Annotated in this window: 18 protein-coding genes; 3 read left to right on the top strand and 15 right to left on the bottom strand. The window is 75.4% G+C overall.

The genetic code is table 11. The annotated features are described in order from the left end of the window. Positions 1-73 precede the first annotated feature (73 nt). The gene (locus KGD84_RS16630) at positions 74-1,393 is read left to right on the top strand and encodes a GAF domain-containing protein (protein ID WP_220561348.1); all 1,320 of its coding nucleotides are present in this window, start codon (positions 74-76) and stop codon (positions 1,391-1,393) included. Positions 1,394-1,673: 280 nt separating this feature from the next. Here the strand turns inward: KGD84_RS16630 and KGD84_RS16625 are convergent, their stop codons facing one another. Continuing rightward, on the bottom strand, positions 1,674-2,186 hold the full coding sequence (locus KGD84_RS16625; protein ID WP_220561347.1) for a hypothetical protein: 513 nt from the start codon (positions 2,184-2,186) through the stop codon (positions 1,674-1,676). Between the two features lie 543 nt (positions 2,187-2,729). Between KGD84_RS16625 and KGD84_RS16620 the strand changes: the two genes are divergently transcribed. Then, positions 2,730-3,962: an aminotransferase-like domain-containing protein gene (locus KGD84_RS16620; protein ID WP_220565798.1), complete on the top strand. Its 1,233-nt coding sequence runs from the start codon at positions 2,730-2,732 to the stop codon at positions 3,960-3,962. A 48-nt stretch (positions 3,963-4,010) separates the two neighbouring features. Further along, the gene (locus KGD84_RS16615; protein WP_220565797.1) at positions 4,011-4,961 is read left to right on the top strand and encodes a D-alanine--D-alanine ligase family protein; all 951 of its coding nucleotides are present in this window, start codon (positions 4,011-4,013) and stop codon (positions 4,959-4,961) included. Between the two features lie 63 nt (positions 4,962-5,024). On the opposite strand, the gene KGD84_RS16610 is transcribed toward KGD84_RS16615, so the two are convergent. The 14 genes from KGD84_RS16610 to KGD84_RS16545 form a co-directional block, all read right to left on the bottom strand. Beyond that, a complete protein-coding gene (locus tag KGD84_RS16610) occupies positions 5,025-5,987 on the bottom strand; it encodes a S1C family serine protease (RefSeq protein WP_220561346.1) in 963 nt (320 codons plus the stop codon). Between the two features lie 183 nt (positions 5,988-6,170). After that, entirely contained in the window at positions 6,171-6,929 is a 759-nt protein-coding gene (locus KGD84_RS16605; protein WP_255646606.1) for an SDR family oxidoreductase, read from the bottom strand. Beyond that, the gene (locus tag KGD84_RS16600) at positions 6,926-7,786 is read right to left on the bottom strand and encodes a TauD/TfdA family dioxygenase (protein ID WP_255646605.1); all 861 of its coding nucleotides are present in this window, start codon (positions 7,784-7,786) and stop codon (positions 6,926-6,928) included. Before KGD84_RS16600 ends, KGD84_RS16605 begins: the two co-directional genes overlap by 4 nt. Positions 7,787-7,824: 38 nt before the next feature. After that, positions 7,825-11,991, bottom strand: coding sequence for an SDR family oxidoreductase (locus tag KGD84_RS16595; RefSeq protein WP_260697135.1), 4,167 nt, complete (start codon positions 11,989-11,991; stop codon positions 7,825-7,827). Continuing rightward, positions 11,988-12,560 (bottom strand): DUF6309 family protein, encoded by a 573-nt coding sequence (locus KGD84_RS16590; RefSeq protein WP_220561344.1) that lies wholly within the window; start codon positions 12,558-12,560, stop codon positions 11,988-11,990. Before KGD84_RS16590 ends, KGD84_RS16595 begins: the two co-directional genes overlap by 4 nt. 6 nt (positions 12,561-12,566) lie before the next feature. After that, a complete protein-coding gene (locus tag KGD84_RS16585) occupies positions 12,567-13,346 on the bottom strand; it encodes a phytanoyl-CoA dioxygenase family protein (protein WP_220561343.1) in 780 nt (259 codons plus the stop codon). Positions 13,347-13,817: 471 nt separating this feature from the next. Next, positions 13,818-14,753 carry an FAD binding domain-containing protein gene (locus tag KGD84_RS16580; protein WP_220561342.1) on the bottom strand — a complete coding sequence of 312 codons (936 nt, stop codon included), beginning with the start codon at positions 14,751-14,753 and terminating at the stop codon, positions 13,818-13,820. Continuing rightward, positions 14,750-17,350 carry a molybdopterin-dependent oxidoreductase gene (locus tag KGD84_RS16575; protein WP_220561341.1) on the bottom strand — a complete coding sequence of 867 codons (2,601 nt, stop codon included), beginning with the start codon at positions 17,348-17,350 and terminating at the stop codon, positions 14,750-14,752. Before KGD84_RS16575 ends, KGD84_RS16580 begins: the two co-directional genes overlap by 4 nt. 172 nt (positions 17,351-17,522) lie before the next feature. Beyond that, a complete protein-coding gene (locus KGD84_RS16570; protein ID WP_255646604.1) occupies positions 17,523-19,190 on the bottom strand; it encodes a serine/threonine-protein kinase in 1,668 nt (555 codons plus the stop codon). 174 nt (positions 19,191-19,364) lie between these two features. After that, on the bottom strand, positions 19,365-20,804 hold the full coding sequence (locus KGD84_RS16565) for an NCS2 family permease (RefSeq protein WP_220561340.1): 1,440 nt from the start codon (positions 20,802-20,804) through the stop codon (positions 19,365-19,367). A gap of 219 nt (positions 20,805-21,023) precedes the next feature. Continuing rightward, a complete protein-coding gene (gene pucD / locus KGD84_RS16560) occupies positions 21,024-23,423 on the bottom strand; it encodes a xanthine dehydrogenase subunit D (RefSeq protein WP_220561339.1) in 2,400 nt (799 codons plus the stop codon). Next, positions 23,423-24,793 carry an 8-oxoguanine deaminase gene (locus KGD84_RS16555; RefSeq protein WP_220561338.1) on the bottom strand — a complete coding sequence of 457 codons (1,371 nt, stop codon included), beginning with the start codon at positions 24,791-24,793 and terminating at the stop codon, positions 23,423-23,425. The genes pucD and KGD84_RS16555 overlap by 1 nt, the downstream gene beginning before the upstream one ends. Next, on the bottom strand, positions 24,790-25,314 hold the full coding sequence (locus KGD84_RS16550) for a (2Fe-2S)-binding protein (protein WP_220561337.1): 525 nt from the start codon (positions 25,312-25,314) through the stop codon (positions 24,790-24,792). The genes KGD84_RS16555 and KGD84_RS16550 overlap by 4 nt, the downstream gene beginning before the upstream one ends. Beyond that, complete coding sequence (locus KGD84_RS16545) at positions 25,305-26,177, bottom strand: FAD binding domain-containing protein (RefSeq protein WP_220561336.1); 873 nt, start codon at positions 26,175-26,177, stop codon at positions 25,305-25,307. Before KGD84_RS16545 ends, KGD84_RS16550 begins: the two co-directional genes overlap by 10 nt. Between the last annotated feature and the right edge of the window lie 188 nt (positions 26,178-26,365).

Raw genomic sequence — 26,365 nt, 5'->3', positions numbered from 1 at the left:
TTCGCTCAACGACGCCGGATTCGAGGCAGGACACTGGATGGACGCCACCGTGAACACGAGGTCAGGGAGCCCCATGTCGTTTCCTCCGCTGGACACGGCCCTGCCCGCAGGGGTCGACGCCCGCGAACACGCCCTCGCACTGCGCCGGATGCACGACGCGTCCCTGAGCGGACGCCCCGGCCCGGTCCGGCCGCGGCCGGTCATCGAGGACTCCTGGAACCGAATGCGCCGCTTCGGCATCGACCCCGACGCCGGGCCGCCGCCGCGCCTGGTGTCCACCGACGAGCTGCACCGCCGCCGGCAGGAGTCCCCCATCGCCGAGGTCCTGCCGCTCATCCGCCGGTCCCTGGTGTCGGTCGCCGACGAGGCCGACCACATCATGCTGGTCACCGACGCCTCCGGCCAGATCCTGTGGCGGGACGGCTCGCACCGCATGCGCGGCGTCGGCGACCGGGTCGGACTCGTGGAGGGCTCCTACTGGAACGAGGGCAGCACCGGCACCAACGCCATCGGCACCGCCCTGGTGGTGGGCCGGCCGGTGCAGGTGTACTCGGCCGAGCACTTCGTGCGCAGCCTGCACACCCTGACCTGTGCCTGCGCCCCCATCCACGACCCGCGCGACGGGCGTCTGCTGGGCGCCATCGACGTCACCGGCCCGGTCTCCACCATCCACCCCTCCACCCTGGCCCTGGTCAGCGCCGTCGCCCAGCTGGCCGAGGCGCACCTGCAGAGCATCCACCACACCCACCTGGAGCGGCTGCGGGCGGTCTCGGCGCCCCTGCTGGCCGGGATGCGGGAGCGGGCCCTGGTGGTCGACGAGACCGGGTGGACGGCCGCCGCCGTCAACATGGAGCCCATCCGCCGGGTGCTGCTGCCCACGCACCGCGAGAGCGGTACCGCCTGGCTGCCCGCCCTGGGGGAGTGCTCTCTGGAGCCGCTGCCGGGCGGCTGGCTCGTCCGCCCCAGGCCCGCCGAGTGCACGGCGCCCTCGGTCGTCACCCTGGACCTGTCCGGGCCCGCCCCGGAGGTCACGGTCGAGGGCAGCAGCGGCAGCTGGGCGCACCGGCCCACCCCGCGCCACGCGGAGCTGCTGCTGTTGCTGGCGGTGCACCGGTCCGGGCGCACCGCCGCCGAGCTGTCCACCGACGTGTTCGGGGCGGTCGGGCACGTGGTGACCGTCCGGGCCGAGCTGTCCCGGCTCCGCCGCCACCTGGGCGGCATCGTGGAGAGCCGCCCCTACCGGTTCAGCGAGGACGTGGTGGTGCGCGTCGTGCTGCCCGACTTCCCCGAGGACCTGCTGCCGGGTTCGCACTCCCCCGGGGTGCGCGAATTGCGGTCCCGGGTGGGATCGGGTGACGGAGCGGTTCCCCTCGGTGTCGAGGTCGCAACCTAGTGCAACCGTTGCGGACGGGGTCCCGGGCGCGTTTGATGGGTCGTGCGCGGCCCCTGCCGGGGCGGACGTCGGGCAAGAGAGGGCGCGACGGCCGCAGCAACCGGGAGCGGTACCGGCGCCCGCCGTATCCGAGGCCTTGAGGGGGGCCGAGGAGCCGCGGCGGGCGCGTCCACAGGCCGGAGGTGGGTCCGGGACCTCGGGGGAGTCCGGACCGTCCGCGCATCGGCGGCGTCCCGGTACGGTCTCTCCGGGACGCCGCCCCGGCACCCTTCCGGGGCCCTCAGTCCTCGGTGCGGGCCGAGGCCGTGTCCTTCTGCCCGTCGGCGTCCTCGGCGGCCGGGGCGCACTGCAGGCAGTCCATCCGGAACACCTCCTCGCCGTCGACGGTGCCCACGAACGTGCCCGGCAGACCGTCGTCGCCCGCCGGGCGGGCGATCAGCGCCTCTCGGGACAGCTCGCCCTCGAACCGCACCGGGGCGCCCTCCTCGGTGGTGCCGGTGCAGTGCACGACGGTGGTGCCGCCGGCCTCGGCGTCGGCCTCCCGGGAGGGGGAGGCGTCGGCGGGCGGGGTCGTGCCGCACTCCAGGGCGCCTTCCAGCGGGTGCCCCTCGCGGGCGAAGGCGCGCTCGGCCCCCGGGCGCAGCACCGTCACCGACAGGGCCTCGGCGGTCCGCCGCAGCTCCACCGCGGCGGGGTCGGTCTCCGCCGCGGGCGAGCACGAGACGACGGCCCAGGCCGCGCCCGCCAGCAGGACCGCCAGCGGCGCGCGGGTCCCGGTCGAGCGGACTCCCATGGCTTCCCCTTCCTCCGGTCGGCCCGCCTCCGCGGCGGGCCCGCCCCCACGGTCGCCGAGGGGCGCCCGGCCGCACCGTTCCGACACGGTCACCGAGAGTGAAATATCGTCCAAGATCCGGTCATCGCCGTGCGGGTCACCGGATCCGGGCGGGTACTCCTCAGAGACGATGCGGACTGATCGGGCGAAAGGGGAAAGCGTGATGAACAGCACGAATCCCTTGTCCGGCGGGGGTCATGGCGGTGCACTGGGTTACACTCGCTGCATTTACCGAACCGTGTTCGCGCACGGCTCACCCGACCCGACCGTCGCATCGGCGTCGCCCCCGGCCCGGCCGCCACGGACGACCCGTGTGAACCGTGGGCCCGTCGAGGGCGTCGAAACCAGGACCAACGATGATCCCGGCGGCGCCGCACCGGCCCGCCCGACCGTCCTTCCCAACGGAGGTGGATCGTGTCCACTGACCCCCGAGAGCAACAGCCCGATCGCCAGGGCTCGCGCATCGACCCGCACATCGGCCGCTACGCGCGCCGAGCCCAGGGCATGGTCGCATCGGAGGTCCGGGCACTCTTCGCCGTCGCATCGCGCCCCGAGGTCGTCTCCCTCGCCGGCGGCATGCCCAACGTCGCGGCGCTCCCCCTGGAGCCGCTGGGCGAGCTGGTCAAGGACGTCGTCGCCGAGGAGGGCGCGGCCGCGCTCCAGTACGGCTCCGCCCAGGGCGACCCCGTCCTGCGCGAGCAGCTGTGCGAGTACATGAAACTCGAGGGCATCCACGCCGCCCCCGACGACGTCATCGTCACCGTCGGCTCCCAGCAGGCCCTGGACCTCATCACCCGGGTCTTCGTCGACCCCGGCGACGTCGTGCTCACCGAGGCGCCCACCTACGTCACCGCCATCAACACCTTCACCGCGTTCCAGGCCGACATCCGGCACGTGGGCATGGACGAGCAGGGCGTGGTCCCCGAGGAGCTGGAGGAGGCGCTGGTCCGCGCCGAGCTCGACGGGCGGCCGGTCAAGTTCTTCTACACGATCCCCAACTTCCAGAACCCGGCCGGGATCACCATGAGCGCCGCGCGGCGCACCGCCGTCGTCGAGACCTGCCGCCGCCACGGCGTGCTCATCATCGAGGACAACCCCTACGGCCTGCTGCGCTACGACGGAGAGCCGCAGCCCACCCTGTACTCCCAGGGCGAGGGCAACGTCGTCTACCTCGGCTCGCTGTCCAAGACCCTGTCGCCCGGCCTGCGCATCGGCTGGGCCCTGGCCCCGGCCGCGGTCCGCGCCAAACTGGTCCTGGCCGCCGAGTCGGCGATGCTCAGCCACTCCACCTTCAACCAGCTGGTGGTGCGCCGCTACTTCCGCAAGTTCCCGTGGAAGGAGCAGATCAAGGCGTTCAACGGCATGTACAGCGAGCGCCGCGACGCCATGCTCTCCGCGCTGACCGCGATGATGCCCCAGGGCTGCACCTGGACGCGCCCCGAGGGCGGCTTCTTCGTCTGGGCGACCCTGCCGGAGGGCATCGACGCCAAGGCCATGCTGCCCCGCGCCGTCACCGAACGCGTCGCGTACGTGCCCGGCACCGGGTTCTACGCCGACGGCCGCGGCCGCCAGAGCATGCGGCTGAGCTTCTGCTACCCCACCCCGGAGCAGATCCGCGAGGGAGTCCGGCGCCTGGTCGGAGCCATCGAGGGCGAGCTGGACCTGCGTGATACGTTCGGCAGCACCCTCGCCCCGCCCACCGAGGGCGACCAGGCCCCCGCCCCCGACACGCCCTGACCCCGAGGGGCACCGAGCAACATGACAGCACAGAAGGAGGTCCGCGCCGTGGCCGACCTTGACCGCGTTCTCGTTCTCGCCGGGGGCCTGTCCCCCGAACACGAGGTGAGCGTCCACTCCGGACGCAGTGTCGCCGAGGCGCTGCGCCGACTGGACGTGGAGGTCCAGGTCGCCGACGTCGACGCCACCCTGCTGGACCGGCTCACCGCGGACCCGCCCCAGGTGGTCTTCCCCGTCCTGCACGGGTCCGCGGGCGAGGACGGCACCATCCGCGAGGTCCTCGACCTGGTCGGAGTTCCCTACGTGGGGGCCGCCCCCGCCGCCTGCCGCCTGGCCTACGCCAAGCCCACCGCCAAGGCGCTCATGGCCGCCCGCGGCGTGCGGGTGCCGCGCGGCGCCGTCCTGCCCAAGTCCGCCTTCCACGACCTGGGCGCCCCGGCGCTGCTGGCCAGGCTCGCCGACCGGCTGGGCTCGCCGCTGTTCGTCAAGCCCGACCGGGGCGGATCGGCGTTCGGCGCCACCCCCGTCACCGGGGTGCAGGACCTGTCCGCCGCCCTGGTGTCGTGCTTCGCCTACAGCGACTCGGCCCTGGTCGAGGAGCAGGTGCAGGGCACGGAGCTGGCCGTGGGCGTGCTCGACACCGGCGACGGGCCCACCGCCCTGCCGCCGGTGGAGATCGTGCCCGACGGCGGGGTGTACGACTACGCCGCCCGCTACACCGCCGGCCGCACCGAGTTCTTCTGCCCGGCCCGGCTGCCGGAGGAGGTCCTGGCGGCGGCCCGCGAGGTGGCGCTGACCGCGCACCGCGCGCTGGGGCTGCGGGACCTGTCCCGCACCGACCTCATCGTCACCGACGGGGGCGAGGTCATCTTCCTGGAGGCCAACGTCGCCCCCGGGCTGACCGAGACCTCCACCTTCCCGATGGCCGCGGCCGCTGCCGGGCTGGACTTCGCGGTCCTGTGCCGGGAGCTGGCCCACCAGGCGCTGCTGCGCGGCTGACCCGGACCGGGGGAGAGGGGCCCGCCGTCCGGCGGGCCCCTCTCCGTGTTCCGCGCGCCCGGCTCAGCGGGCCGGGGCCAGCTCCTCCGGGACGGCCACCACGTCCACCAGCGCGCCCTTGCGCAGCACGGTGATGGGCATGCGCGAGCCGATCGCCGTGCCCAGCATCAGCCGCTGCAGCCCCTGGCCGTCCTGGACCGGGTGGCCGGCGGCGTGCAGGACCACGTCGCCCAGGTGGATCCCGGCGACCCCGGCGGGGCTGCCCGGCACCACCTCCACCACGCGCAGGCCGCGCGTGCGGCCGGTGCGCCCGGCGATCTCCGGCGGCAGCGGGGCCGGGACCCCGGCCACCCCCAGCCAGGCGCGCCGCACCCGGCCCCGGGAGACCAGGTCGGCGATGATGCCGCGGGTGGTGGAGTTGATCGGCACCGCCAGGCCCAGCCCGTACCCGGCGACGGCGGTGTTGACGCCCACCACCCGGCCCCGGGAGTCGGCCAGCGCGCCCCCGGAGTTGCCCGGGTTGAGGGCGGCGTCGGTCTGGATGACGTCGTCGATGAGCCGCACGTGCCGCCCCTCCCGGGCGGGCAGCGACCGGCCCAGCCCGGAGACGATCCCGGCGGTGACCGATCCCGACAGCCCGAACGGGTTGCCGACGGCCACCACCAGGCGGCCCACGGTCAGGGTGTCGGCGTCCCCCAGGGTCACGGGCGGGGCGAGGTCGCGCTCGGTGCGCAGCACCGCCAGGTCCGAGAGGGGGTCGGCGCCGACCACGGTGAACGCGGCCTCGGAGCCGTCGCCGAACGCGGCCCGGCCCCGGTCGGCGCCGTCGACGACGTGTGCGCTGGTGAGCAGGAGCCCGTCGGGCGTGAAGACCACGCCCGATCCGGAGCCGGAGCCGCGGGGGCCGCGCAGGGTCAGGGCGGCGACGCTGGGCAGGACCGTCTCGGCGACGGCCGTGACGGTGGAACTGTAGGAGTCGAGGATTTCCTGGTCCGGTGTCTGCGCTGTGTTCTTCTCAGCGTCCATGTGCACCCCAACACCGGCCGGCCCCCGCTGATGCCGGGAAGCCCTTGCGCCCAGGGCGAACGCGCGGGCCGGCGGGCCGCCACGCCACGGCGGCCCACCGGCTCGGTCGGACCCGTGTCACCGGCCCGACGCCCCGATGACACCACGCCCCGCCGGTGCCGGGCAAGGGGGGCGGAGCCGGGATCAGCCCCTTCCCGTGTAGGGCATGGCGGTGGGCAGCACGGTGAGCGAGTGGACGTTCGCCCCCGGCGGCATCGCCGCCATCAGCAGCAGGGCCTCGGTGAACCGCTCCACCGGGATCACCGGCTCCACGGCCGTGGAGCCGTCGGCCTGCAGCGCCGCGGGCTGAGGCCCCCCGTCCGCGGGGGCGACGTTGCCGACGTCGATCTGCCCGCAGGCGATGCCGTGGGCCCGCCCGTCCAGCGTCAGGGAGCGGGTGATGCCCAGGACCGCGTGCTTGGCCGCGGTGTAGGCGATCGCGTGCGGCCGGGGCACGTGGGCGGAGGGCGCGCCGTTGTTGATGATCCGGCCGCCGGGCGGGGACTGGTCGCGCATCACCCGGAACGCCTCCCGCGAGCACAGGAAGGTCCCGGTGACGATGGTGTCCAGGACCGTGTGCCAGTCGGCGAGGTCGACCTCGGGCACGGGGACCCGCGGGACGGCCGCGCCCGCGTTGTTGAACAGCAGGTCCACCCGGCCCAGCTCCCGGACCGCGGCGGCGAACAGCGCCCGGACCGCCTCGGGGTCGCGGATGTCGGTGGGCACGGCCAGGGCGTTCCCGGCGTCGCTCCCGGCCAGCCGCAGGGTCTCCTTGAGGGCCTCCTCGCGGCGGCCCGCCACGACCACCCGCCACCCGTCCCCCAGCAGGGCGAGGGCGGCGGCCCGCCCCAGGCCGCTGCCGCCCCCCGTGACGACGCAGACGCCGCGCCCCGTGCCGCTCACAGCTCCTCCGCGCTCATCCAGGCGCGCAGGATCCGCCGGGCGCGGGGCCCGGGCTCGTCGGTGTAGGCGGTGCGCGCGTGCAGGACCCGGCTGTTGCGGAGCAGCAGCAGGTCGCCCGCCTCCATGCCGAGGGTGAAGGCGACCTCGGGGCGGTACAGCACACCGTCCAGGGTCTCCAGGGCCTCCCACTGGCGGTCGGTCAGCGGGGGGCCGCCCCGCTCCGGGGAGGTGCGCACGGTGCGCGGCTGGTAGTAGCAGTTCGACGTCCCGTCCGGCCCGGTGAAGAGGATGGGGGTGACCACCACCTGCTCCCCGGCCCGGCCGGTGCGGTCGAACGTCCAGTCGCCCTCCAGTTCGGCCAGGGCGCCGGGGTACTCGCGGCGGATGATGTCGCGCGCGGTGCGGGCGCTGGCCAGCCGGGTCCGGCCGCCGCCGTCGGCGGCCGGCTGGAGGCACAGCAGCACCAGGACGTCGCAGGTGTCGCAGTGGAACGCCAGCTCCGTGGCGCCGTCGCCGTCCTGGTCGCGCAGGATCCGCGTCAGGGCCCCCTCCGTGTTCTGGGGGATGACCTCGCCCAGGGCGCGGAGCAGGAACAGCAGGCCCGAGGCGAGCTCGGACTCGGGTCGGGAGGCCACCGCCGCGTTGGACACGTGCGCGAACCCGACCGCCCCCAGCCCGCCGGACAGGAAGGAGCGCAGGCGCTCGCGCACCGGTACGGCCCCGTTCCAGTCGCCCTTCGCCGCGTCGGCCCACAGGGCGTCGCGCTCCGCGTCGTCCAGCCGGGTCGTCCACAGGGAGGGCCGGTTCTCCAGGTCGTCGGTGGTCCATCCGAGTTCGAGCGTGCTGCGGTCGGTCAAGGCTCTCTCCTGGGGTCGTGGGAAGGAGTGGCGGCTGTTCACTGGGTGACGCTCTCCCGGGGCACGGGCACCGGGGGGAGGAACCCGGCGTCCGAGGCCCAGGCCAGCGCGGCCGCCCACCAGCGCCGGGTGGGCGGTGCGAAGGCGATGCCGTGCCGTCGTAGGACGGACACCGTGTAGGCGGAGTCCACGGTCACGTTGCGTTCCCCGAGCCGCGACCAGGCCGCCGCCAGGCCGATCTCGGTCGGGTGGAGCCGCTCGGCGCGCTCCAGGGCCGCCGCGAAGGCGGCGTCGTCCCCGAGGGCGACGGGGTGGCCGCACGCGTTGATCCATCGCACCAGGTCATCATGGGCGACGGTGTGCGGGTTCTCCACGTGGTACACGCCGGGGGCGGTGTGGGGGTGCAGCGCCAGGGAGGCGATGGCGGCCGCCACGGTGTCCACGTAGGAGAACGCGAAGGAGTCGTCCGGCCGCCGGGGGGCGGCGCCGGACAGGACGTAGCCGCGCACCAGCTGGTACACGCGGTTGTCGGCGATGTTGGCCTGGAACGCCCCGGTGCGGCTGTGCGCGGCGACGTGGCCGCTGCGGTGCACGTGGCAGGGGCGGCCCGAGGCGGCCCAGGAGCGGAGCACCTCCTCGGCGGCGAACTTGGCCCGTTCGTAGGGGGTGCGGAACTCCTGCCCGATCCACAGGTCGGCCTCCCCGAAGGTGCGGGGGCCGCCCGCCGCCGTCCCGGACACCGCGAGCGTGGACAGGTGGTGCAGCCGGGCGCCCGGGGCGTGCCGGTCCATCCAGTCCACCAGCCGCCGCACCGCGGCCGTGTTGGCGTTCTCCAGCTCGGCCGGCGGGGCGACCAGGCGCACGTCGGCCGCCGCGTGGACGACGGCGTGCGCCCGCCCGGCCCGGCGCACGGCCGCCTCGTCCATCCCCAGCCCCTCGCGGGTGATGTCCCCGCGCACGGCCTCGACCGCGCCGGTGCCGCCGCCGACCCGGCGCACGGCCTCGGCGTCGGTGGAGGCGCGCACCAGGCAGGTGACCCGGGCGCCCCGGTCCAGGAGCTCGGTGAGCAGGTGGCCGCCGATGTACCCGGTGGCGCCGGTGAGCAGGACCCGCACGGGTTCGCGGGACACCCGGGTCCGGGGTTCGGGGGGCGCCCCGGCCAGCAGCGGCTGGCCGGAGGTGGAGGCCGGGACCCGCACCGCCGCGGGGGGCTCCGCCCCGGCGGCCGCGGCGACCTCCGCGCCGAAGCGGGCGACGATCTGCCCGGCCTCGGAATCGGCGACCCGGGGGTGGGCGTACACCAGGTCGGCGACCAGGCGGCCGTCCACCACCCGCGCGGTCAGGCGCAGGTCCTGGAGGGTGTCGCCGTCGTCGCACCGCGCCACGCCCGCCTGCTCGGGGGCCGCGGACCAGCGCAGGGACGGCTCCCGCGGCGGCCGGAAGGCGCCCAGGAAGTTGAAGCCGGTGGCGGGCCGCTCGCCGGGCGCGTCCAGGGGGATCTCGGGGGCGGCCGCCAGGGCGCGCTCCACGTCCCGGGGCGAGGCCGTGCCGGGCAGCCGTACCCGCCGCACCGCGGTGAACCAGCCGACGGTGTCGAGGAAGGGGTCGCCCGCCGCGGTCGTGTCCCGGCCGTGCGCCTCCACCTCCACGTCGGTCCCGCCGGGTCCGCAGCGGTGCCCCAGGGCCCGGGCGAAGGCGCCGAGCAGGAGGGCCTCCAGCCGGCGGCCGCCCGCCCGGGACAGCGCCGTGGTGGCGTCCGGGGGCAGGGACCAGACCAGGGCCCGGGGCCGGGCGCCGTCGCGCGGCGCCGGGGCGGGGGCGGGGGCGGGCCGGGGGCCGGCCTGCGGGGCCCGCGCGGCCCAGCGGTAGAAGTCCCCGGCCGGTGCGGTGTCCGGGGTCCCGACCAGGGCGCGGCGGTAGGCGTGGGCGAGGTCGTCCAGCAGGATGCGCCAGGACACCCCGTCCACGACCAGGTGGTGGGCGATCACCGCCAGGCGGTCGTCCGAGCCGGGGCCGCCCCGGAAGAGGTGGACCCGCAGCAGGCGCCCCGATCCGGGGTCCAGGGAGCGGTGGAGCTCGGTGCAGACCCCGTGGATCGCGGCGGGCGCGTCCGCGGGGTCGTCCGGCAGCGGGGAGAAGCCCACCGCTCCGGGGCCGTCGGCGGCCCGGGGCGCGCCCGGCCCGGCCGGGCCGATGGGGCGGCGCAGCGCCTCGTGCCGGTGCAGGACGGCCTGCACGGCGGCGGTGAGCGCCTCGGGGACGACCCGGCGCCCGCAGCGCAGCAGGACGGACTGGTTCCAGTGCCGCGGGTCGCTCAGGGGGGTCCCCAGCAGCCAGCGCTGGGCCGGGGCCGCCGCGCCGCTCGGCCGCCGGGTCCGGCTCCCCCGCCCCGCCCCGGGGCTGGCCGCGGCCTCCCCGGGGCGGGACGCCCGCGCCAGCCCCGCGGGGGTCGGGTACCGGTAGAAGTCCTCGAACCGGGCCCGCCGTCCCAGCCTGCGCAGCAGGGAGACCGTGCGCATCGCCAGGATGGAGTCGCCGCCCAGGGCCAGCACGTCGGCGTCGGGGGCCATGGCGGGGACACCCAGGGCCGCGGCCCACAGTCGGGCGATCGCGTCGGCGGTCCCGGGCCCCTCCGGCTCCGGCGCCTCCGGCTCCGGTGCCCGTGGCCCGGTCTCCCGGGCCCGGGAGCCGAGCACGCGGTCGATCTCCGCGGCGATCCTGTCCCGGTCGAGCTTGCCGTTGGGGGTGGTGGGCAGTTCGGGCAGGGCCACCAGCGGGGCCGGGACCGCGTGGTCGGGCAGCCGCTCGCGCAGGAGGGCGCGCACGGCCTCCGGGTCCCCGCCCGGGGACAGCCGCACCGCGGCGGCCAGCCGCGGGCCGTCGGGGGTGGTGCGGACCACCACCGCGCAGCGGGCCACCCCCGGGCACGCCTCGGCGACCCGTTCGACCCCGTCCGGGTCGACCCGGAAGCCGCGCACCTTCACCTGCCGGTCGGTGCGGCCGACGAAGACCAGGTTGCCGTCCGGGCGGCGGCGGCACACGTCGCCGGTGCGGTACACGCGCCCGCCGTCGATCCGGACGAAGCGCTCGGCCGTCTCCCGGGGCAGGCCCAGGTAGCCCGCGGCCACCCCGCTCCCCCCGATGAGGAGCTCCCCCTCGCCGGTCCCCGCGACGGTGTTCCCGTCGGGTCCGACCAGGCGCAGCACGGCGTCCCCGATGGGGGTGCCGATGGGCACGGTGGACTCGTCGGCCGGCAGCCCGGCGGCCTCCCGGGCGGTGAAGCAGGTGGCGCCGACGGTGGTCTCGGTGGGGCCGTAGTGGTTGACCACGCGGTGCGCGACCCCGCGCTCCAGCAGGTCGGCGGCCAGGGCGCGGGGCAGGGCCTCACCGCCCAGGATCAGGGTGTCCAGGGGCGGGGCGTCGGCGGGGCGCCCCTCCAGCAGGACGGCGAGGTGGGAGGGGGTCGTCTTGAGCCAGCGCGTCCCGTGGCGGGCCAGGCACGGCCAGAAGGCCCGGGGGTCGCGGGCGAGGCCGTCGGGGACGACGTGGACCGAGCCGCCGGTCGCCAGGGCCAGGAGCCAGGCGGTGTGGCCGAGGTCGGCGGCCAGGGTGGTGACGTGGGCCAGGCGCGGTGCGTCGGCGCGGGTCAGGCCCAGCCGCCGCCGCAGGGCGCGGGCGTAGTGGACCGCGTTGGCGTGGGTGACGGCCACGGGTTTGGGCTCGCCGCTGGAACCCGAGGTGAAGGACAGGTAGGCGGTGTCGCGGGGGGCGGCGGCGGGCCGGACCGCCGGGACCGTGCCGGGTCCGGCCCGGAAGGGGTCCAGGACCTCGACCCTGCGCGCGCCGGGTATCCCGGCCCCCTCCTCGGCGGCCAGCGCGTACCGGACCCCCGCCGCGTCCAGGCGGCGGGCCAGGTCGGCGCCGCTCCAGCCCGGGTCGACCAGCACCGCCGCGGCGCCCGCCCACAGGGTCCCGTGCAGCAGGGCCGGGAGCCGGGCGTCGCGGGGCCCCGCCAGGGCGACCCGGTCGCCCCGGCGCACCCCCATCCGCTCCAGGGCCGCCGCGGTGCGCAGGGCCGCCGCACGGAGCCCGCGGTGGTCGAGCGAGCGGTCGCCGTCGGTCAGGGCCGGGCGTTCGGGGTGGCGGCGGGCGGCCAGGTCGAGGAGGTCGGGCAGGGAGGGGGCGGGGCGGTGGGGCGCGGTCATGTTCTCCGTTCCGCGGTCGGTGTCCCCGGGCGGGCCCGGGGCGGGGCGGTGCCGGGCAGGCCGGCGACGAAGGCGGTCAGGCGCGTTCCCGGTCCCAGCCGTCCGGCCAGTTCCCACGCGAGCATCCGGTGCAGCCCGTCCAGGTGGACGAGGCCGCCGCGGACCCGCAGGTCCGCGTAGTCGTCGTGGTCCACCGGCCGGGTGCTGAGGTACACGGGGGTGAAGGGCGCCCGGGCCAGCAGGTCGAGCTTGGCCGCGCACACCGGGTTGGCCCGGGCCAGCTCCGGGCCTCCCCGGCGCAGGACCTCGGCGGCGCGGGCGACGGTCAGGCCGGTGCGGGGCACCAGTTCCCGGGCCCCGCCCTCGGCCAGGTGCCAGGGCAGGACGACGCCCAGGGCCTCCCGGGCGGTCAGCCGGACCCGGGACCAGGTGCCGAGCATCCGCTCGGCGCGCTCCAGGTTCTCCTCGCCGTCCCCGTTCGAGTTGGCCTCGTGCGGCCGGTCCCGCGGGTGGTCGCCGCGGTAGGCGGCCAGGACCTCGTCGAAGGGGACCTCTCCGAGCCGCTCCACGGGACCTCAGCCCGCGCTGTACTCGGTGAAGTGGCGCTCGGCGAACAGCTCCGGCCACCGGTCGCCGCCCAGCTCGAGCCGGCGGGCCCGGCGCAGCATGTCGCGCCAGTGGGGCTTGGCGGGCCGCCACCTCCCCCCGACCTGGCAGTAGGAGGCGTCGATGAAGTAGCGGTCGCGGCCCCCGCCTCGGTGCGGCACGGCCCGGCGCGCGTGGAACAGGGCGGAGTCGAGCAGCACCGTCGAGCCGGGGGGCAGGTCGGCGATGACGGTCTCGCCCGGCAGGACGGCGGTCCCCAGGTGGGCGCGCGCGGTCTTGCCGGCGCGCTCGCGGTGCGAGCCGGGCAGCACCGCCAGGTGCCCCATGGTGGCGTCCAGGCCCGCGGGGTAGTGCAGGGCGTGGACCATCAGCAGGTCCGCGCGGTCCCCGTCGTGCGGTTCGCGGTCGTGGTGCCAGGGCTTGCCCTCGGTGTCGGGGCCGTGCCGGGCGCTGTGCAGGTGGTGGTGGACGAAGGGGCCGCCCATGAGCGCGGCGATCCTCTCCAGCAGGGGCGTGAAGGTGAGGAGCTCCGCGTGGGCGGGCATCTCCAGTTCCACGAGCGGGGGCGGACCGTGCCGGTCCGGGGCCAGGGAGGAGGCGATCGAGCGTTCTCGGAGCCCGCGGTCGACCCAGTGGTCCACCTCGGGCAGCAGGCGCCGACACAGGTCGTCGGGCAGCAGGCCGGGGAGGACGAGGTGGCCGGATGCGGCGAAGCGTTCTCTGAGGTCGTCCGCGTTCTCGTCGCGCACGGAAGGGGGGAGGGTCAAGGTACCACCCGGATTCGCACGTCGGTTTTCAGGGGTGCCGGAATTGTTCATCGCGGGGACACCGGCCGATGTTCTTCGGTCGGTGTTTCCCGGTGGAAAACAACGGGGGGTTTCCGGAGGGGGTGAGTTCCGCTTATTCCCGGGATCAATTTTCCATCGGCCCGGAGTCGTGTCAAGGCTCCCCGGAGAATCGGCTTGTGACCTTGGGTTATCCCTCGAATACCTCATGGATTCCGAAAAACCGCAGGTCAGATGTTTTCCTGGGGTGAATTCAGGTGTGGGAACGACGCGTGTGGCCGATGGGACGCAAGGGGTCGAGGAATTCGCCGGTTCCTGGAATTCCCTCCGGTGTCGGTGTTCTCCCGGATTGCGAAGAACGCCGCCGGGGCGGGGGAGATCCCGTCCCGGCGGCGTTCCTCCTGTTCGGTGCGACCGTTATCGCCCGTTCGCCCGTTATCGCAGGGCGCGTTCGACGGTGTCCTGAAGGGCGGCCCGCAGCAGGGCGGCCTTGTAGCGGGTGCCCGGCAGCGGGGTGGTGCGGGCCGCGACCGCGTCCAGCGCCGCCGCCACCCGCGGGCCGGGCGCCGCGCCCGTCGCCGCCCCGGCCAGGGCGTCCTCCACCTCCGGCAGCCTCAGCGGTACCCGGGCCACCGCCCCGACGGCCACCGCCGCCCGTTCCACCGTCCCGTCCGGGCCCGGCAGCAGCCGGACCACGGCCTCCACCAGCGGCCACTCCGCCCGGGCACGCCCGGCCGCGCGCCGGTGCGCGGCCCGCTCACCCGGTACCGGGGCGGGCAGCAGCACCGCCGTCAGCACCTCGTCGGGGGAGAGCAGGTGGTCGCGGCCGGGCTCCGCGGGTCCGTACAGGTCGGCGAGGGGGAACGTGCGCGTCCCGCCCGGGCCGACGGCCTCCACCGCCGCGTCGTAGGCCAGCAGTGCGACGGCCAGCGACGACGGGTGGGGGGAGGTGCAGCCGCCGCTGTCGAACACGACCCCGTGCAGGTGGTCGCCCTCCCGGGAGGGGCACTCCCGGCCCGGCGCGTGCGCGTCCGGGAACGCCGGGTGGTCCAGGTAGGCGCAGCGGCCGCGCTGGAGCAGGTTGCCGCCCACCGTGGCGGTGCCCCGCACCTGCGGGGTGGCCAGCGCACCGGCGGTCAGGGCCAGCGCCGGGTACCCGTCGAGCCCGGCCAGGGCGGCGACCGTGGTCAGCGCCCCCACCCGGGTCGCCCCGTCCCCGTCGCGGGCGGTCCCGTGCAGGCCGGCGATACCGGTCAGGTCCACCACCGGGGCGCTCCCGGCCTGTTCGATGCCCCCGGCGCGGGGGCGGGCCCCGGTGGCCAGGGCGGCCAGCGCCCCGTCCAGGGAGTCGGGTCGGACGACGGTGCTCATCGGATCCCCTCGATCAGTCGGTCCGGGCGCAGCGGCAGCTCCCGGGGACGCCACCCGGTGGCGTCGAAGACGGCGTTGCCCAGGGCGGCGGCCACCCCCACCACGGACACCTCGCCCAGGCCCACCCCACCGCCGGGGACGTGCTCGAACCCCTCCTGGTGGAAGTGCACCTCGGTCTCGGGCACGTCGCCCATGCCCGGGATGCGGTAGTCCTCCAGGTCGTCGGTGAGGATCGCCCCGGTGCGCGGGTCGTGGCGGCGCTCCTCGAACAGGGCGTAGCCCACGCCCTGCACCACCGCGCCCTCGCACTGGTTGCGGGCGGTGCGCTCGGAGTAGATCCGCCCGGCGGCGATCCCCGCCCAGCAGCGGGTGGGGCGCACCCGCCCCAGCAGGGTGTCGACCTCCACCTCCATGACGTGCACGGCGCCGCTCATGCCCCGGCCGATGGCCAGGTCGCCGGACATCTCGGGGGTCAGCGCCCCCCACCGGTCGCGGCCGCGGCCGCCCACCACGCTCAGGCCCTCGGCGGCGGCCAGCGCCTCCTTGAGCACGTGCTCGTCGATGGGGCCTTGGGCGGGGACGCCCGGGTCGAGTTCGCGCAGTGCGGCGCGCAGCCGGTCCGCGGCGTCCGCGGCGGCCGGCCCCATGGAGGGAGTGGTGCGGCTGCCGTAGGAGCCGGTGCCGTGCACCGACGAGGAGTCGCCGATCTCCACGCGCACGCCCCCGGCGGGCAGGCCCAGGCGCTCGGCGACGGTGTCGGAGAGCACCGTGCGGATGCCGGTGCCCAGGTCCTGGGTGGCCGCGCGGGCCACCAGCTCCCCGCCCCGGACGACCAGCTCCACCTGCGCCCGGGGGCCGAACAGGTAGAGCCAGTTGGAGGCGGCCACGCCCACCCCGCGCCGGAAGCGGCCGGTGCGCGGGCCCCGGGGCCGCTCCCGCCACAGCGGGGTGCGCGCGGCGCGCTCGTACAGGGCGCGCCGCTTGGGGTTGCCGTCCCAGCGCAGCCGCAGGGCGAGGGGGTCCTCGTCCAGCCGGCGGGCCATCTCGTCCACGGCCTGCTCCAGCGCCCAGGCCATCGGCGGTCCGCCGGGGCCGCGCATGGGCATGCCGGGCGGGCGGTTGGTGACCACGTCGAAGTCGCGCACCCGGCGGGGCGCGCGCCCGTACATGAGGAAGGCCAGGGTGGCGGTCGTGGAGCCCACGGAGACGCCGCCGTCGCCGTGGGAGTCGACGCTCATCGCGGCCAGGCCGCCGTCCCGGTCGGCCAGCAGCGCCACGCGGGTGCGGGTGCCGGGGCGGTGCCCGGCGTCGGTGAGCTCCTCGGCGCGCGTGAAGGCGACCCGGACCGGGGCCCCGGCCGCCCGGGACAGCTCGACGGCGGCCTCGATGTCGACGGAGATGCCGTTCTTGGCGCCGAAGCCGCCGCCGACGTGTTCGGTCACCACGTGCACCCGGTCCCGGTCCAGCCCCCAACGGGCGGCGACCCGGTCGGCGAGCCTGCTGACGGACTGGGTGGAGGCGAACAGACGGAGGCCGTCCCCGCTCCAGTGGGCGACGCACACGTGCGGCTCCAGCGGAGTGTGCACCTGGGTCGCGGTGGTGTACTCCTGTGCCACCAGCAGCGGGTCGCCCGCCTCGGCGGCGGCGCGCAGCCGCCGCACGGCGGTGGGGCCGCGCCAGCTCAGGGTGCCCGGGCCGCGCACGTTCCCGGTCCAGGGCGCCGGGGGCGTGGGGGCCTCGCCGTAGGAGGGTGCGCCGGACCGGTCGGTCCGGGTGGGGTGGACCAGGGGCGCGTCGGGGGCGCGGGCGGCGTCGACACCGGCCACGGCGGGCCGGGGCTCGTAGGCGACGGCCACGGCGGCGGCCGCGGACCGGGCCGCCTCGGCGGTGGGCGCGGCGACGGCGGCGATCGGCTGGCCGACGTAGCGGACGGTGCGGTCCGGGGGCAGCAGGTCGACCAGCGGGGTCGCGGGGTCGGCGGCGTGCACCGCGCGGACCCGGGCGTGGGGGAGCGGGGAGCGGACGATGACGCCCTCCCAGGTGCCGGGCGGGGCGTGGTCGCCGCTGTAGCGGGCGCGGCCGGTGACCTTGTCCAGGGCGTCCACGCGCGGCGGGTCCCGGTCGGGCTCGCCGTCGAACTCCCCGGCGCAGGCGGCGGCCACGGCGGCGAAGATGCCCTCGTAGGCGCCGCAGCGGCACAGGTGCCCGGCCAGGGCGTCGGCGATCCGCTCCCGGTCGGGCCGGGTGTCGCCGTGCTCGGCCCGCCAGGCGTCGACGAACACCGACGCCTCGACGACGAACCCGGGCGTGCAGAACCCGCACTGGAGTCCGTCGTGGGCGGCGAAGGCGCGCTGGACGGGGTGGTCGCCGCCCAGGCCCTCCACGGTGGTGACGTCGCGCCCGGTGAGCCGGTCGGCGGGCAGCAGGCAGGAGACGGTGGGGGAGCCGTCGACGAGGACCGTGCAGGCACCGCAGACGCCGGTGCCGCAGGCGATCTTGGTGCCGGTCAGGCCCAGGCCGTCGCGGATGTGCGCGGCGGCGCTGGTGGCGGGGGAGTCGGGGACGGTGGCGGGTGAGCCGTTGACGTGGGCGTCCATAGTGCTCTGTGTGTTCTTCCCGAAGAGGATGTTGTCAATGACAACTTATGGGGGGCGCCCACGGGGTGTCAACGGTGTCTTCGGGCGGGTGTCGCCGCGTCCGAATGTGATCTACCTCGTAAAGGTGGCGGTTTCGGACATTCCATAGATCTCCGGTTCCCGGGACCCCGGCTCACGGGAGTTCGGTGTCCGTACCCCCGTGGGTGTCAGTGCCCGCGTCCCCGGTCCCCCCGTCGGTTCCGCCGCCGGTCCCTCCATCACCGGTCCCGGTCCCCTCACCGGTGCCTTCTTCACCCTCGCCCGTGCCGGGGTTCCAGCAGGCGTCGGGGTCGGTCCCGCAGTCGGTCGGGTCGACCGTGACGCAGTCGGGATGGTGGGGGTCGGTGTGGCAGTCGGTCCCGGTACCGCCCCCGGTCCCGCCGGTCTCCTCGGTGGGCGGTGTCCAGGTGCCGCCCTCCCCGCCGGTGCCCTCCCCCTCGGAGGGGGCCTCCTCCACGGGCCCCTCGCCGGAGGCGGAGGGGACCACCGCGACCTCCTCGGAGGTCGGGGTGTTGCCGACCGGCTCCACGGGCGGGGGAGTGCTCTGGACGTAGACCCAGAACAGCGCGCCGCCCAGGGCTGCGAGCACCGCCAGGGCCCCGGCCGTCACCCACCCGGCCGCGGGGCGCCGCCGCCGGGGCCGTTCCGCGGCGGGTGCCGGGGGAGCGCCGTCGGGCGGTCCGCCGGGGCGGTTGTGGCCCGCGGTGCGGGGTGCGGTCCGCGGGGACACCCGGGTGCGCGGTGTCTCCGTCCCGGGTGCGGCGGGCCCGGTCCGCCAGGGTCCTCCGGCGGTCTCCCCGGGTGCCGCCCCGCCCTCGGGGGCGCCCCCGGCGGGGCCGACCGGGGGCAGCGGCCCGGTGGCGGGCCCGCCGTCGGACGGGGGTGCGGCCCCCCGCCGGGGTCCGGGCACCTCCGGGACCGCGCGGATGCGGGCGGTGTCGGTGTCCACGGCGGTGGAGGTCTGCTCCAGCAGCAGGGTGGCAGGGGTGGCCGCGGGCAGGGGGCCGCCGCCGATGAGCGCGCCCAGCACCTCCATGGCGGTGGGCCGCCGGTCGGGGTCCTTGTCCAGGCAGCGCTCCAGGACGGGGCGCAGCCGGTCGGGGACGCCGGTCAGGTCCGGAGGGGAGGTGAGCACCTGGTCGACGATGGCCAGGGTGGTCCCGCCGTGGAAGGCGCGGTGGCCGGTGGCGGCGTAGACCAGGACGCAGGCCCAGGAGAACAGGTCGCCGGCCGGCCCCGCGGCGCGGCCGCGGATCTGCTCGGGGGACATGTAGGCGGGGGTCCCGGCGACGGTGGTGGTCTGCCGGGTGGCGTCGACCAGCCGGGCGATGCCGAAGTCGATGACGCGGGGGCCGTCGGGGCCCAGGATGACGTTGCCGGGCTTGAGGTCGCGGTGCACGACCCCGGCCTCGTGGACGGCGGCCAGGGCGGTGATGGTGGCGATGGCCAGCCGGTCCAGGTCGGGGCCGGTGCGGGGGCCGCCGTTCTCGACGGCGGCGCGCAGGGTGGGGCCGGGTACGTACTCGCTGGCGATGTAGGGCGGGTCGGCGTCCATGTCGGCGTCCAGGACGGCGGCGGTGCAGAAGGGGGCGACGCGGCGGGCCGCGGTGAGCTCCTGGGCGAAGCGGTCGCGCTGGCGGGAGTCGCCCTCCCAGGTGCGGCCCAGCACCTTGACCGCCGTCCGGGTGCCGTCGGCGGCGCGGGCGAGGTAGACGGTGCCCTGTCCGCCGCTGTCGATACGGGCCGTGACGGTGTAGGGGCCGATGGCGGCCGGGTCGGTGGGGAGGAGCGGTGTGGTCATGGTTCGCGCCCTGTCGGTGGGGAGTCGCCCGCTGCGGTCTCCATCGCTCACTGTGACGTGGCCCGGGGGCCGGGGGGACCTTGCCCGCCGGTGATAATCACCTTGCTTTTTCCGGACGACGGGGGAGACCGGTCCGCATACCGCGCGAACCGGTCTCCGGGTGGGACGGGCCCGTCAGAGCCCGAGCGCGTGCATGGAGAAGTCGAAGACGAAGACGCCGGTGAGGATCCACATGAGCCAGCCGACGTCGCGGACGCGTCCCTGGACGGTGCGCAGGACGGTGTGGGCGATGATGCCGATGCCGATGCCGCCGGCGATGTCGAAGGCGAAGGGCATCATCGCGATGGTGAGGAAGGCGGGGACGGCCACGCCCATGTCGGACCAGTCGATGTCGGCGACGTGGGTCATCATCAGCGCCCCCACCAGCACCATGGCGACCGAGGCCGCCTGGGCGGGGACGATGGAGAAGACCGGTGCGAAGACGATCGCGGTGAGGAACAGGGCGCCGGTGACGACGCTGGACAGCCCGGTGCGGGCCCCCTCGCCGACGCCCGCCGTGGACTCGACGAAGACGAGGGTGGCCGAGGAGCTGGTCAGGCCGCCGACGACGGCGCCGGTGCCGTCGGTGACGAGGATCTGGTTGACGCGGGGCATGGCGCCGTTCTCGTCGGTGATCCCGGCCTTGGCGCCGATGGCGAGGATGGTGCCGACGGCGTCGAAGAACCCGGCCAGGACGAGGGTGAAGAGGATGACGCCGGCGGTGGTGGGCCCGGCGGTGGTCCAGGCGCCGAGGAGGTCGACCTGGAAGAGGAGTCCGAAGTCGGGTACGGCGACCAGGGAGGCGGGGAGTTCGGGCGCGCCGCCGCCCCACTGGGCGGCGTCGAGCCCGAAGGCGTAGTGGACGACGACGGCCAGGACGGTGGCGCCGACGATGCCGTAGAAGATGGCGCCGGGGACGCCGCGGACGAGCAGGGCCGAGGCCAGGGTCAGGCCGATGACGAAGATGAGGACGGGCCAGCCCAGCAGGTGTCCGCCGTCGGCCTCGGCGCCGAGCTGGAGGAGGCTTCCGCCCTCGCCTCGGCTGACGAAGCCGGCGTTCTTGAGGCCGATGAGGGTGACGAAGAGGCCGATGCCGACGCCGATGGCGATCTTGAGGTCGCGGGGCAGGGCGTTCATGACGGCGGTGCGGACGCCGGTGACGACCATGGCGATGATGATGAGGCCCTGCCAGACGACCAGGCCCATGGCCTCGGGCCAGGTCATGTTGGGTGCGGCCTGGTAGGCGACGACGGCCATCACCCCGAGGGCGGCGGCGCAGGCGATGGGGGCGCGTCCGACCACGCCCATCATGATGGTGACGAGCCCGGCGGACAGGGCGGTCATGGTGGTGAGCTGGGCGGGGTCGAGGTGGTCGCCGTTGATGTCGGTGGCGCCGCCCAGGATGACGGGGTTGAGGACGATGATGTAGGCCATCGCCATGAAGGTGGTGAGTCCGCCGCGGAGTTCGCGTGCGGGGGTGGAGCCGCGGGCGGTGATGGAGAAGTAGCGGTCGAGCCAGGATCGACCTTCGTGGGGGGTGGATTGCGGGCGCTGGGCGCTGTCGCGTGTGGTCATGTCCCCTCCTGGAGGGAAACGGGGCGGCCTTCGGTCGCCTGATGAGAGTGGATGATCACGCAGAGTGATCGTCCGTGGGCGTGCGGGGGCGTCGTCGCCCCGTGCCCAGGGCGGTGGCGCGCGCGTGCGCGGATGGGCGCGTGCGCCGGTGGGCCGCTCACCGGGTGGGTGAGGGAGGTCGGGCGGTGCGGCGGGGTGGCCGCCGCACCGCCGGTGGTCTTACAGGGGGATGCCGACGATGTCCTCGGGCCGCACGGGGGCGTGGGTCAGGGCCTTGCCGGTGGCGTCGCGGACGGCGGCCACGATGGCGGGCGTGGAGGACAGGGTGGGCGGTTCCCCGGCGCCGCGGACGCCGTAGGGCGAGTGCGGGTCGGGGTGTTCGAGGACCTCGATGCGCATGGGCGGGGTGTCGAGGATGGTGGGGATGAGGTAGTCGGTGAAGGAGGGGTTGCGGATCTGCCCGTCGCCGACCTGGACCTCCTCCATGAGGGCCAGGCCCAGGCCCTGGGTGGAGCCGCCCTGGATCTGGCCGATGAGCTGGAGCGGGTGCATGATCTTGCCGACGTCCTGGACGGCGTCCAGGGCGATGACCTTGACCAGGCCGAGTTCGACGTCGACGTCGACGACGGCGCGGTGGACGCACATGCCGAACTGGGTGTGGGAGGAGCCCTGCCCCAGGGTGGGGTCGAGCATCTCGGTGGGCCGGTGGTGGTACTCGCGGGTCTGCTCCACGACGGTGCCGTCGCCGAGCAGGTCGGTGAGCGAGACCAGGGCTCCCAGGGTGCGGGAGACGACCTTGCCTCCGGTGAGGGACAGGTCCTCGTCGTCCAGGGTCGCCGGGATGTGGCCGCGTTCGCGGGCCAGGGTGTAGAGCTCCTCGCGTACGGCCAGGCAGGCGGTGCGCACGGCGCCGCCGGTCATGTAGGTCTGGCGGGAGGCGGAGGAGGATCCGGCGGAGCCGACACTGGTGTCGGAGGGGGCGATGACGACCTTCTCCACGCCCAGTTCGGTGCGGGCGATCTGGCCCTTGACGGTGACCAGGCCCTGGCCGACCTCGGCGGCGGCGGTGTGGACGAGGGCGACGGGTTCGCCGTTGACGACCTCCAGGCGCACGCGTGCGGTGGAGTAGTCGTCGAAGCCCTCGGAGAAGCAGAGGTTCTTGAGGCCGACGCCGTAGCCGATGCCGCGGACGACGCCTTCGCCGTGGGTGGTGCCGGCGACGCCGCCGGGCAGGGTGCGCAGGTCGGCGGGGTCGGGCAGGGCGTCGCGCGCGGGCGGCAGGGGCAGGTCCTTGGCGCGGGCGAGCATCTCGGCCATGGGCAGGGGCATGTCGACCTCTTGGCCGGTGATGATGCGCGAGCCCTGGCTCATGGAGTTCTTGATGCGCAGGTCGACCGGGTGCATGCCCAGGGCCTGGGCGAGGCGGTCCATCTGGGACTCGTAGGCGAAGCAGGCCTGGACGGCGCCGAAGCCGCGCATGGCGCCGCAGGGCGGGTTGTTGGTGTAGACGCCGTAGGCGTCGACGCGGGCGTGGGGGATCTCGTAGGGGCCCAGGCCCAGGGAGGAGGCGACGCCGACGACGGCCGGGGTGGCGGAGGCGTAGGCCCCGCCGTCGACGATGACCTCGGCGGTGGCGTAGAGCAGGGTGCCGTCGGCCAGGGCGCCGTGCTCGTAGCGCATCTTGGCGGGGTGGCGGTGGACGTGCCCGTAGAAGGACTCCTCGCGGTTGTAGACGATCTTGACGGGCTTGCCGGTGTGCAGGGCGAGCATGCAGGCGTGGATCTGCATGGACAGGTCCTCGCGGGCGCCGAAGGCGCCGCCGACGCCGGCCAGGGTGATGCGGACCTTGTCCTGGGGCAGGGCGAGGGCGGGGGCGATCTGGCGCTGGTCGACGTGGATCCACTGGGTGGCGACGTAGAGGTCGACGCCGCCGTCCTCGGCGGGGACGGCCATGCCGGACTCGGGGCCGAGGAAGGCCTGGTCCTGCATGCCGACCTCGTACTCGTCGGCGACGACGACGTCGGCGCGGGCGCGCAGGGCCTCCAGGGCGGTGTCGGGGTCGCCCTGGGCGAAGTCGCCGGTGCGGATGGGCTGGTGGCGCAGGCGGTTGCCGCGCTGGTTGTACTCGGGGTGGTCGGGGACGGTGCCGGGTTCGTGGACCAGGGGGCAGTGGGGGTCCATGGCGGCGCGGCGCGGGTCGGTGACGGGTTCCAGGACCCGGTAGTCGACGCGGATGCGCTCCATGGCGCGGCGTGCGGTCTCGGGGTGGTCGGCGGCGACGATGGCGACGGGTTCGCCCTTGTAGCGGACCTTGCCGTAGGCCAGGACGGGCTGGTCCTCGAATTCGAGGCCGTAGCGCTTGGTGCCGGGGACGTCCTCGTGGGTGAGGACGGCCTCGACGCCGGGGACCTTGAGGGCCTCGGTGATGTCGATGGAGAGGATCTCGGCGTGGGGGTGGGGGCTGCGCAGGGTGGCGCCCCAGAGCATGTCCTCCATCCACATGTCGGAGGAGTAGGCGAATTCCCCGGTGACCTTGAGGGTGCCGTCGGGGCGCGGCGGGCTGGCGCCGATGCCGTCCCTGGTGGTGCTGGTGAGATCGGTGACGGTGGTCGCCGGCATCAGCGGTTCGCCTCCTGGGTGAGTCGCGCGTGGGCGTTGCGGCCGCGGGCGGCGGCGGCCTCGCGGGTGACGGTGGTGAGCTCCCCGCCGGAGACGACGGGGCGGGCGCCGACCCACAGGTGGGTCAGCGGCGGGGTGGGTCCGAAGACGGCGGCGACGACGGGGTCCTCGATGACGTCGTAGCCGAAGCCGTCGACGCGCCACAGGGCGATGTCGGCGAGTTTGCCGACGGTCAGGGAGCCGAGTTCGGCGTCGCGGCCCAGGACGCGGGCGCCGCCGAGGGTGGCCATGTGCAGGGCCTGGCGGGCGGAGAGGGCCTGGGGGCCCTTGCGGGCGCGGGCCATGAGCAGGGCCTGGTGCATCTCCCCGGCCAGGGGGGTGAGTTCGCTGGAGGCGGGGCCGTCCACGCCCAGGCCGACGGGGACCCCGGCGGCGAGGAGTTCGGTGGTGCGGCAGATGCCGGCGCCCAGCCGGGCGTTGGAGGTGGGGCAGTGGGCGACGCCGGTGCCGGTGGCGGCGATGCGGGCGATGGCGTCGTCGGAGAGGTGGACGGCGTGGGCGAACCAGACGTCGGGGCCGAGCCAGCCGAGCTTCTCGGCGTACTCGACGGGTGTGCAGCCGAACTCGGCCCGGCACTGCTCTTCCTCGTCGAGGGTCTCGGCGAGGTGGGTGTGCAGGCGGACGCCCTTGTCGCGGGCCAGGTGGGCGGCCTGGACCATGAGGTCGCGGCTGACGGAGAAGGGCGAGCAGGGGGCGACCGCGATGCGGGTCATGGACCCGGGCGAGGGGTCGTGGTGGGTGTCGATGGCGTCGGCGGTGCCCTGGAGGGCGTCGTCGAGGGTCTCCACGACGCTGTCCGGTGGTAGGCCGCCCTGGCTGTGGCCGCGGTCCATGGAGCCGCGGGCCAGGTCCAGGCGCACGCCCACGTCGAGGGCGGCGCGCACCTGGGCGTCGACGATGTCGCCGCGGCCCGAGGGGTGGATGTAGTGGTGGTCGGAGGCGGTGGTGCAGCCGGACAGGGCCAGGTGGGCGAGGCCGGCGGTGGTGGTGTCGGCGACGACCCGGGCGTCGAGGCGGTGCCAGATCTCGTAGGAGCCGACGAGCCATTCGAAGAGGGTGCCGTCGGTGAACAGGCCCTGGGTGGCCCACTGGTAGAGGTGGTTGTGGGTGTTGACCAGGCCGGGGGTGGCCAGGTGGCCGCGGCCGTCGACGCGGGTGGCGTCGTCGGGGACCAGGTGGGCGGGCGCGGGTCCGTCGCCGACGGCGGTGATGAGGCCGTCGCGGGCGATGATGTGCCCGTCGGGGTGTTCGGCGCCGTCGACGGTGGCGATGTGGGCGCCTTCGATGACGAGGGAGCGGTGGTCGGTCATGCGGTGCTCCCGGCGGTGTCGGTGCCGGCGCGGCGTGCGGCGGCCAGGTGGACGGCGTCGAGGATCTTCTCGTAGCCGGTGCAGCGGCAGAGGTTGCCGGCGAGGGCTTCGCGGATCTCGGGGTCGGTGGGTGCGGGCCGGCCGGCGTCGACGGTGCGGTTGAGCAGGTCGTCGGTCTGGACGAGCAGGCCGGGGGTGCAGAAGCCGCACTGGACGGCTCCGGCGTCCAGGAAGGCCTGCTGCACGGTGTTCAGGGGGCGGTCGCCGCCCTTGCCGGCGCCGTCGGCGAGGCCTTCGACGGTGCGGACGCGGCGGCCTTCGGCCTGGCCCGCGGCGACCATGCACGAGCAGACGGTGACGTCGTCGAGGTAGACGGTGCAGGAGCCGCATTCGCCCTGTTCGCAGGCGTTCTTGCTGCCGGGCAGTCCCAGGCGTTCGCGCAGGACGTACAGGAGGCTCTCTCCGGGCCAGACGTCGTCGGCGGTGACGTCCTGGCCGTTGACGTTGATGTTCACGCGCATGCGGCGGCTTCCTTGCGGTAGTCGGTGATGGACCAGGTCAGGGTGCGGCGGGCCATGACGGACAGGGCGTGGCGCCGGTAGGCGGCGCTGCCGCGCTGGTCGTCGATGGGGCGTGCGGCGGCGGCGACGAGTTCGCCGAAGCGGCGGACGGTGGCCTCGGGCAGGGGCCCGGGGGAGTCCCAGTCGATCTCCTGGGCGAGGAAGTCCTCGGCGGCCTCGGCGCGCAGCGGGGTGGGTCCGGCGGAGCCGATGCCGGTGCCGACGGTGCGTGCGCCGGTGTCCAGGGCCAGGGCGAAGGAGGTGACGGCGATGACCATGGCGTTGCGGGTGCCGATCTTGGCGAAGTGCTGGGGACCGGCGGGTGCGGGCAGCAGGATCGCGGTGATCAGTTCGTCGTCCCGGCGCGCGGTGGTGCGGAACGAGAGGAAGAAGTCGCGGGCCCTGACACGGCGGGTGCCCCGGGTGGAGGCGAGTTCGACGGTGGCGTCGGCGGCCAGCAGCGGCGGGAGGGCGTCCCCGGCGGGGGAGGCGCCGCCGAGGTTGCCGCCGACGGTGCCGCGGTTGCGGATCTGCGGTGAGGCGACCGTGCGGGAGGCCTTGGCCAGTCCCGGTGCCAGGGCGGGCAGCTCGGCGATGATGCGGCTGTAGGGGACCGCGGCGCCCAGGCGCGTGTGGCCGTCGCCGGCGGCCTCCCAGCGGGAGAGTTCGGCGACGCGGGTCAGGTCGAGCAGGATGTCGGGCCTGCGCTTGTCGAAGTTGAGTTCGACCATGACGTCGGTGCCGCCGGTGATCGGGACGGCGTCGGGGTGCTCGGCCTTGGCCTCAAGCGCCTCCTGCAGGGTGGAGGGGCTCAGGAATCGCATGTGTGAGGGTCCTCGCGTTGACTTGACCGGTGGGTTGTGTGAAGTACAGCACTCCGGTGTCGTCGCTTCCAGGCGGCGATGACATGAAGTGATGGCGGAACGAACGGTTATCGTTGGTCGTTTCCTCCAAGTGGTGCCCGTGGGAGGGTTCGTACTTCCCCACCACTGAACTCCCGTAAGGTCTCGGG

Origin of the sequence: Nocardiopsis changdeensis, assembly GCF_018316655.1 — a bacterium.
GTDB classification, from domain to species: Bacteria; Actinomycetota; Actinomycetes; order Streptosporangiales; family Streptosporangiaceae; genus Nocardiopsis; species Nocardiopsis changdeensis.
This window is presented reverse-complemented; position numbering and strand designations above follow the sequence as displayed.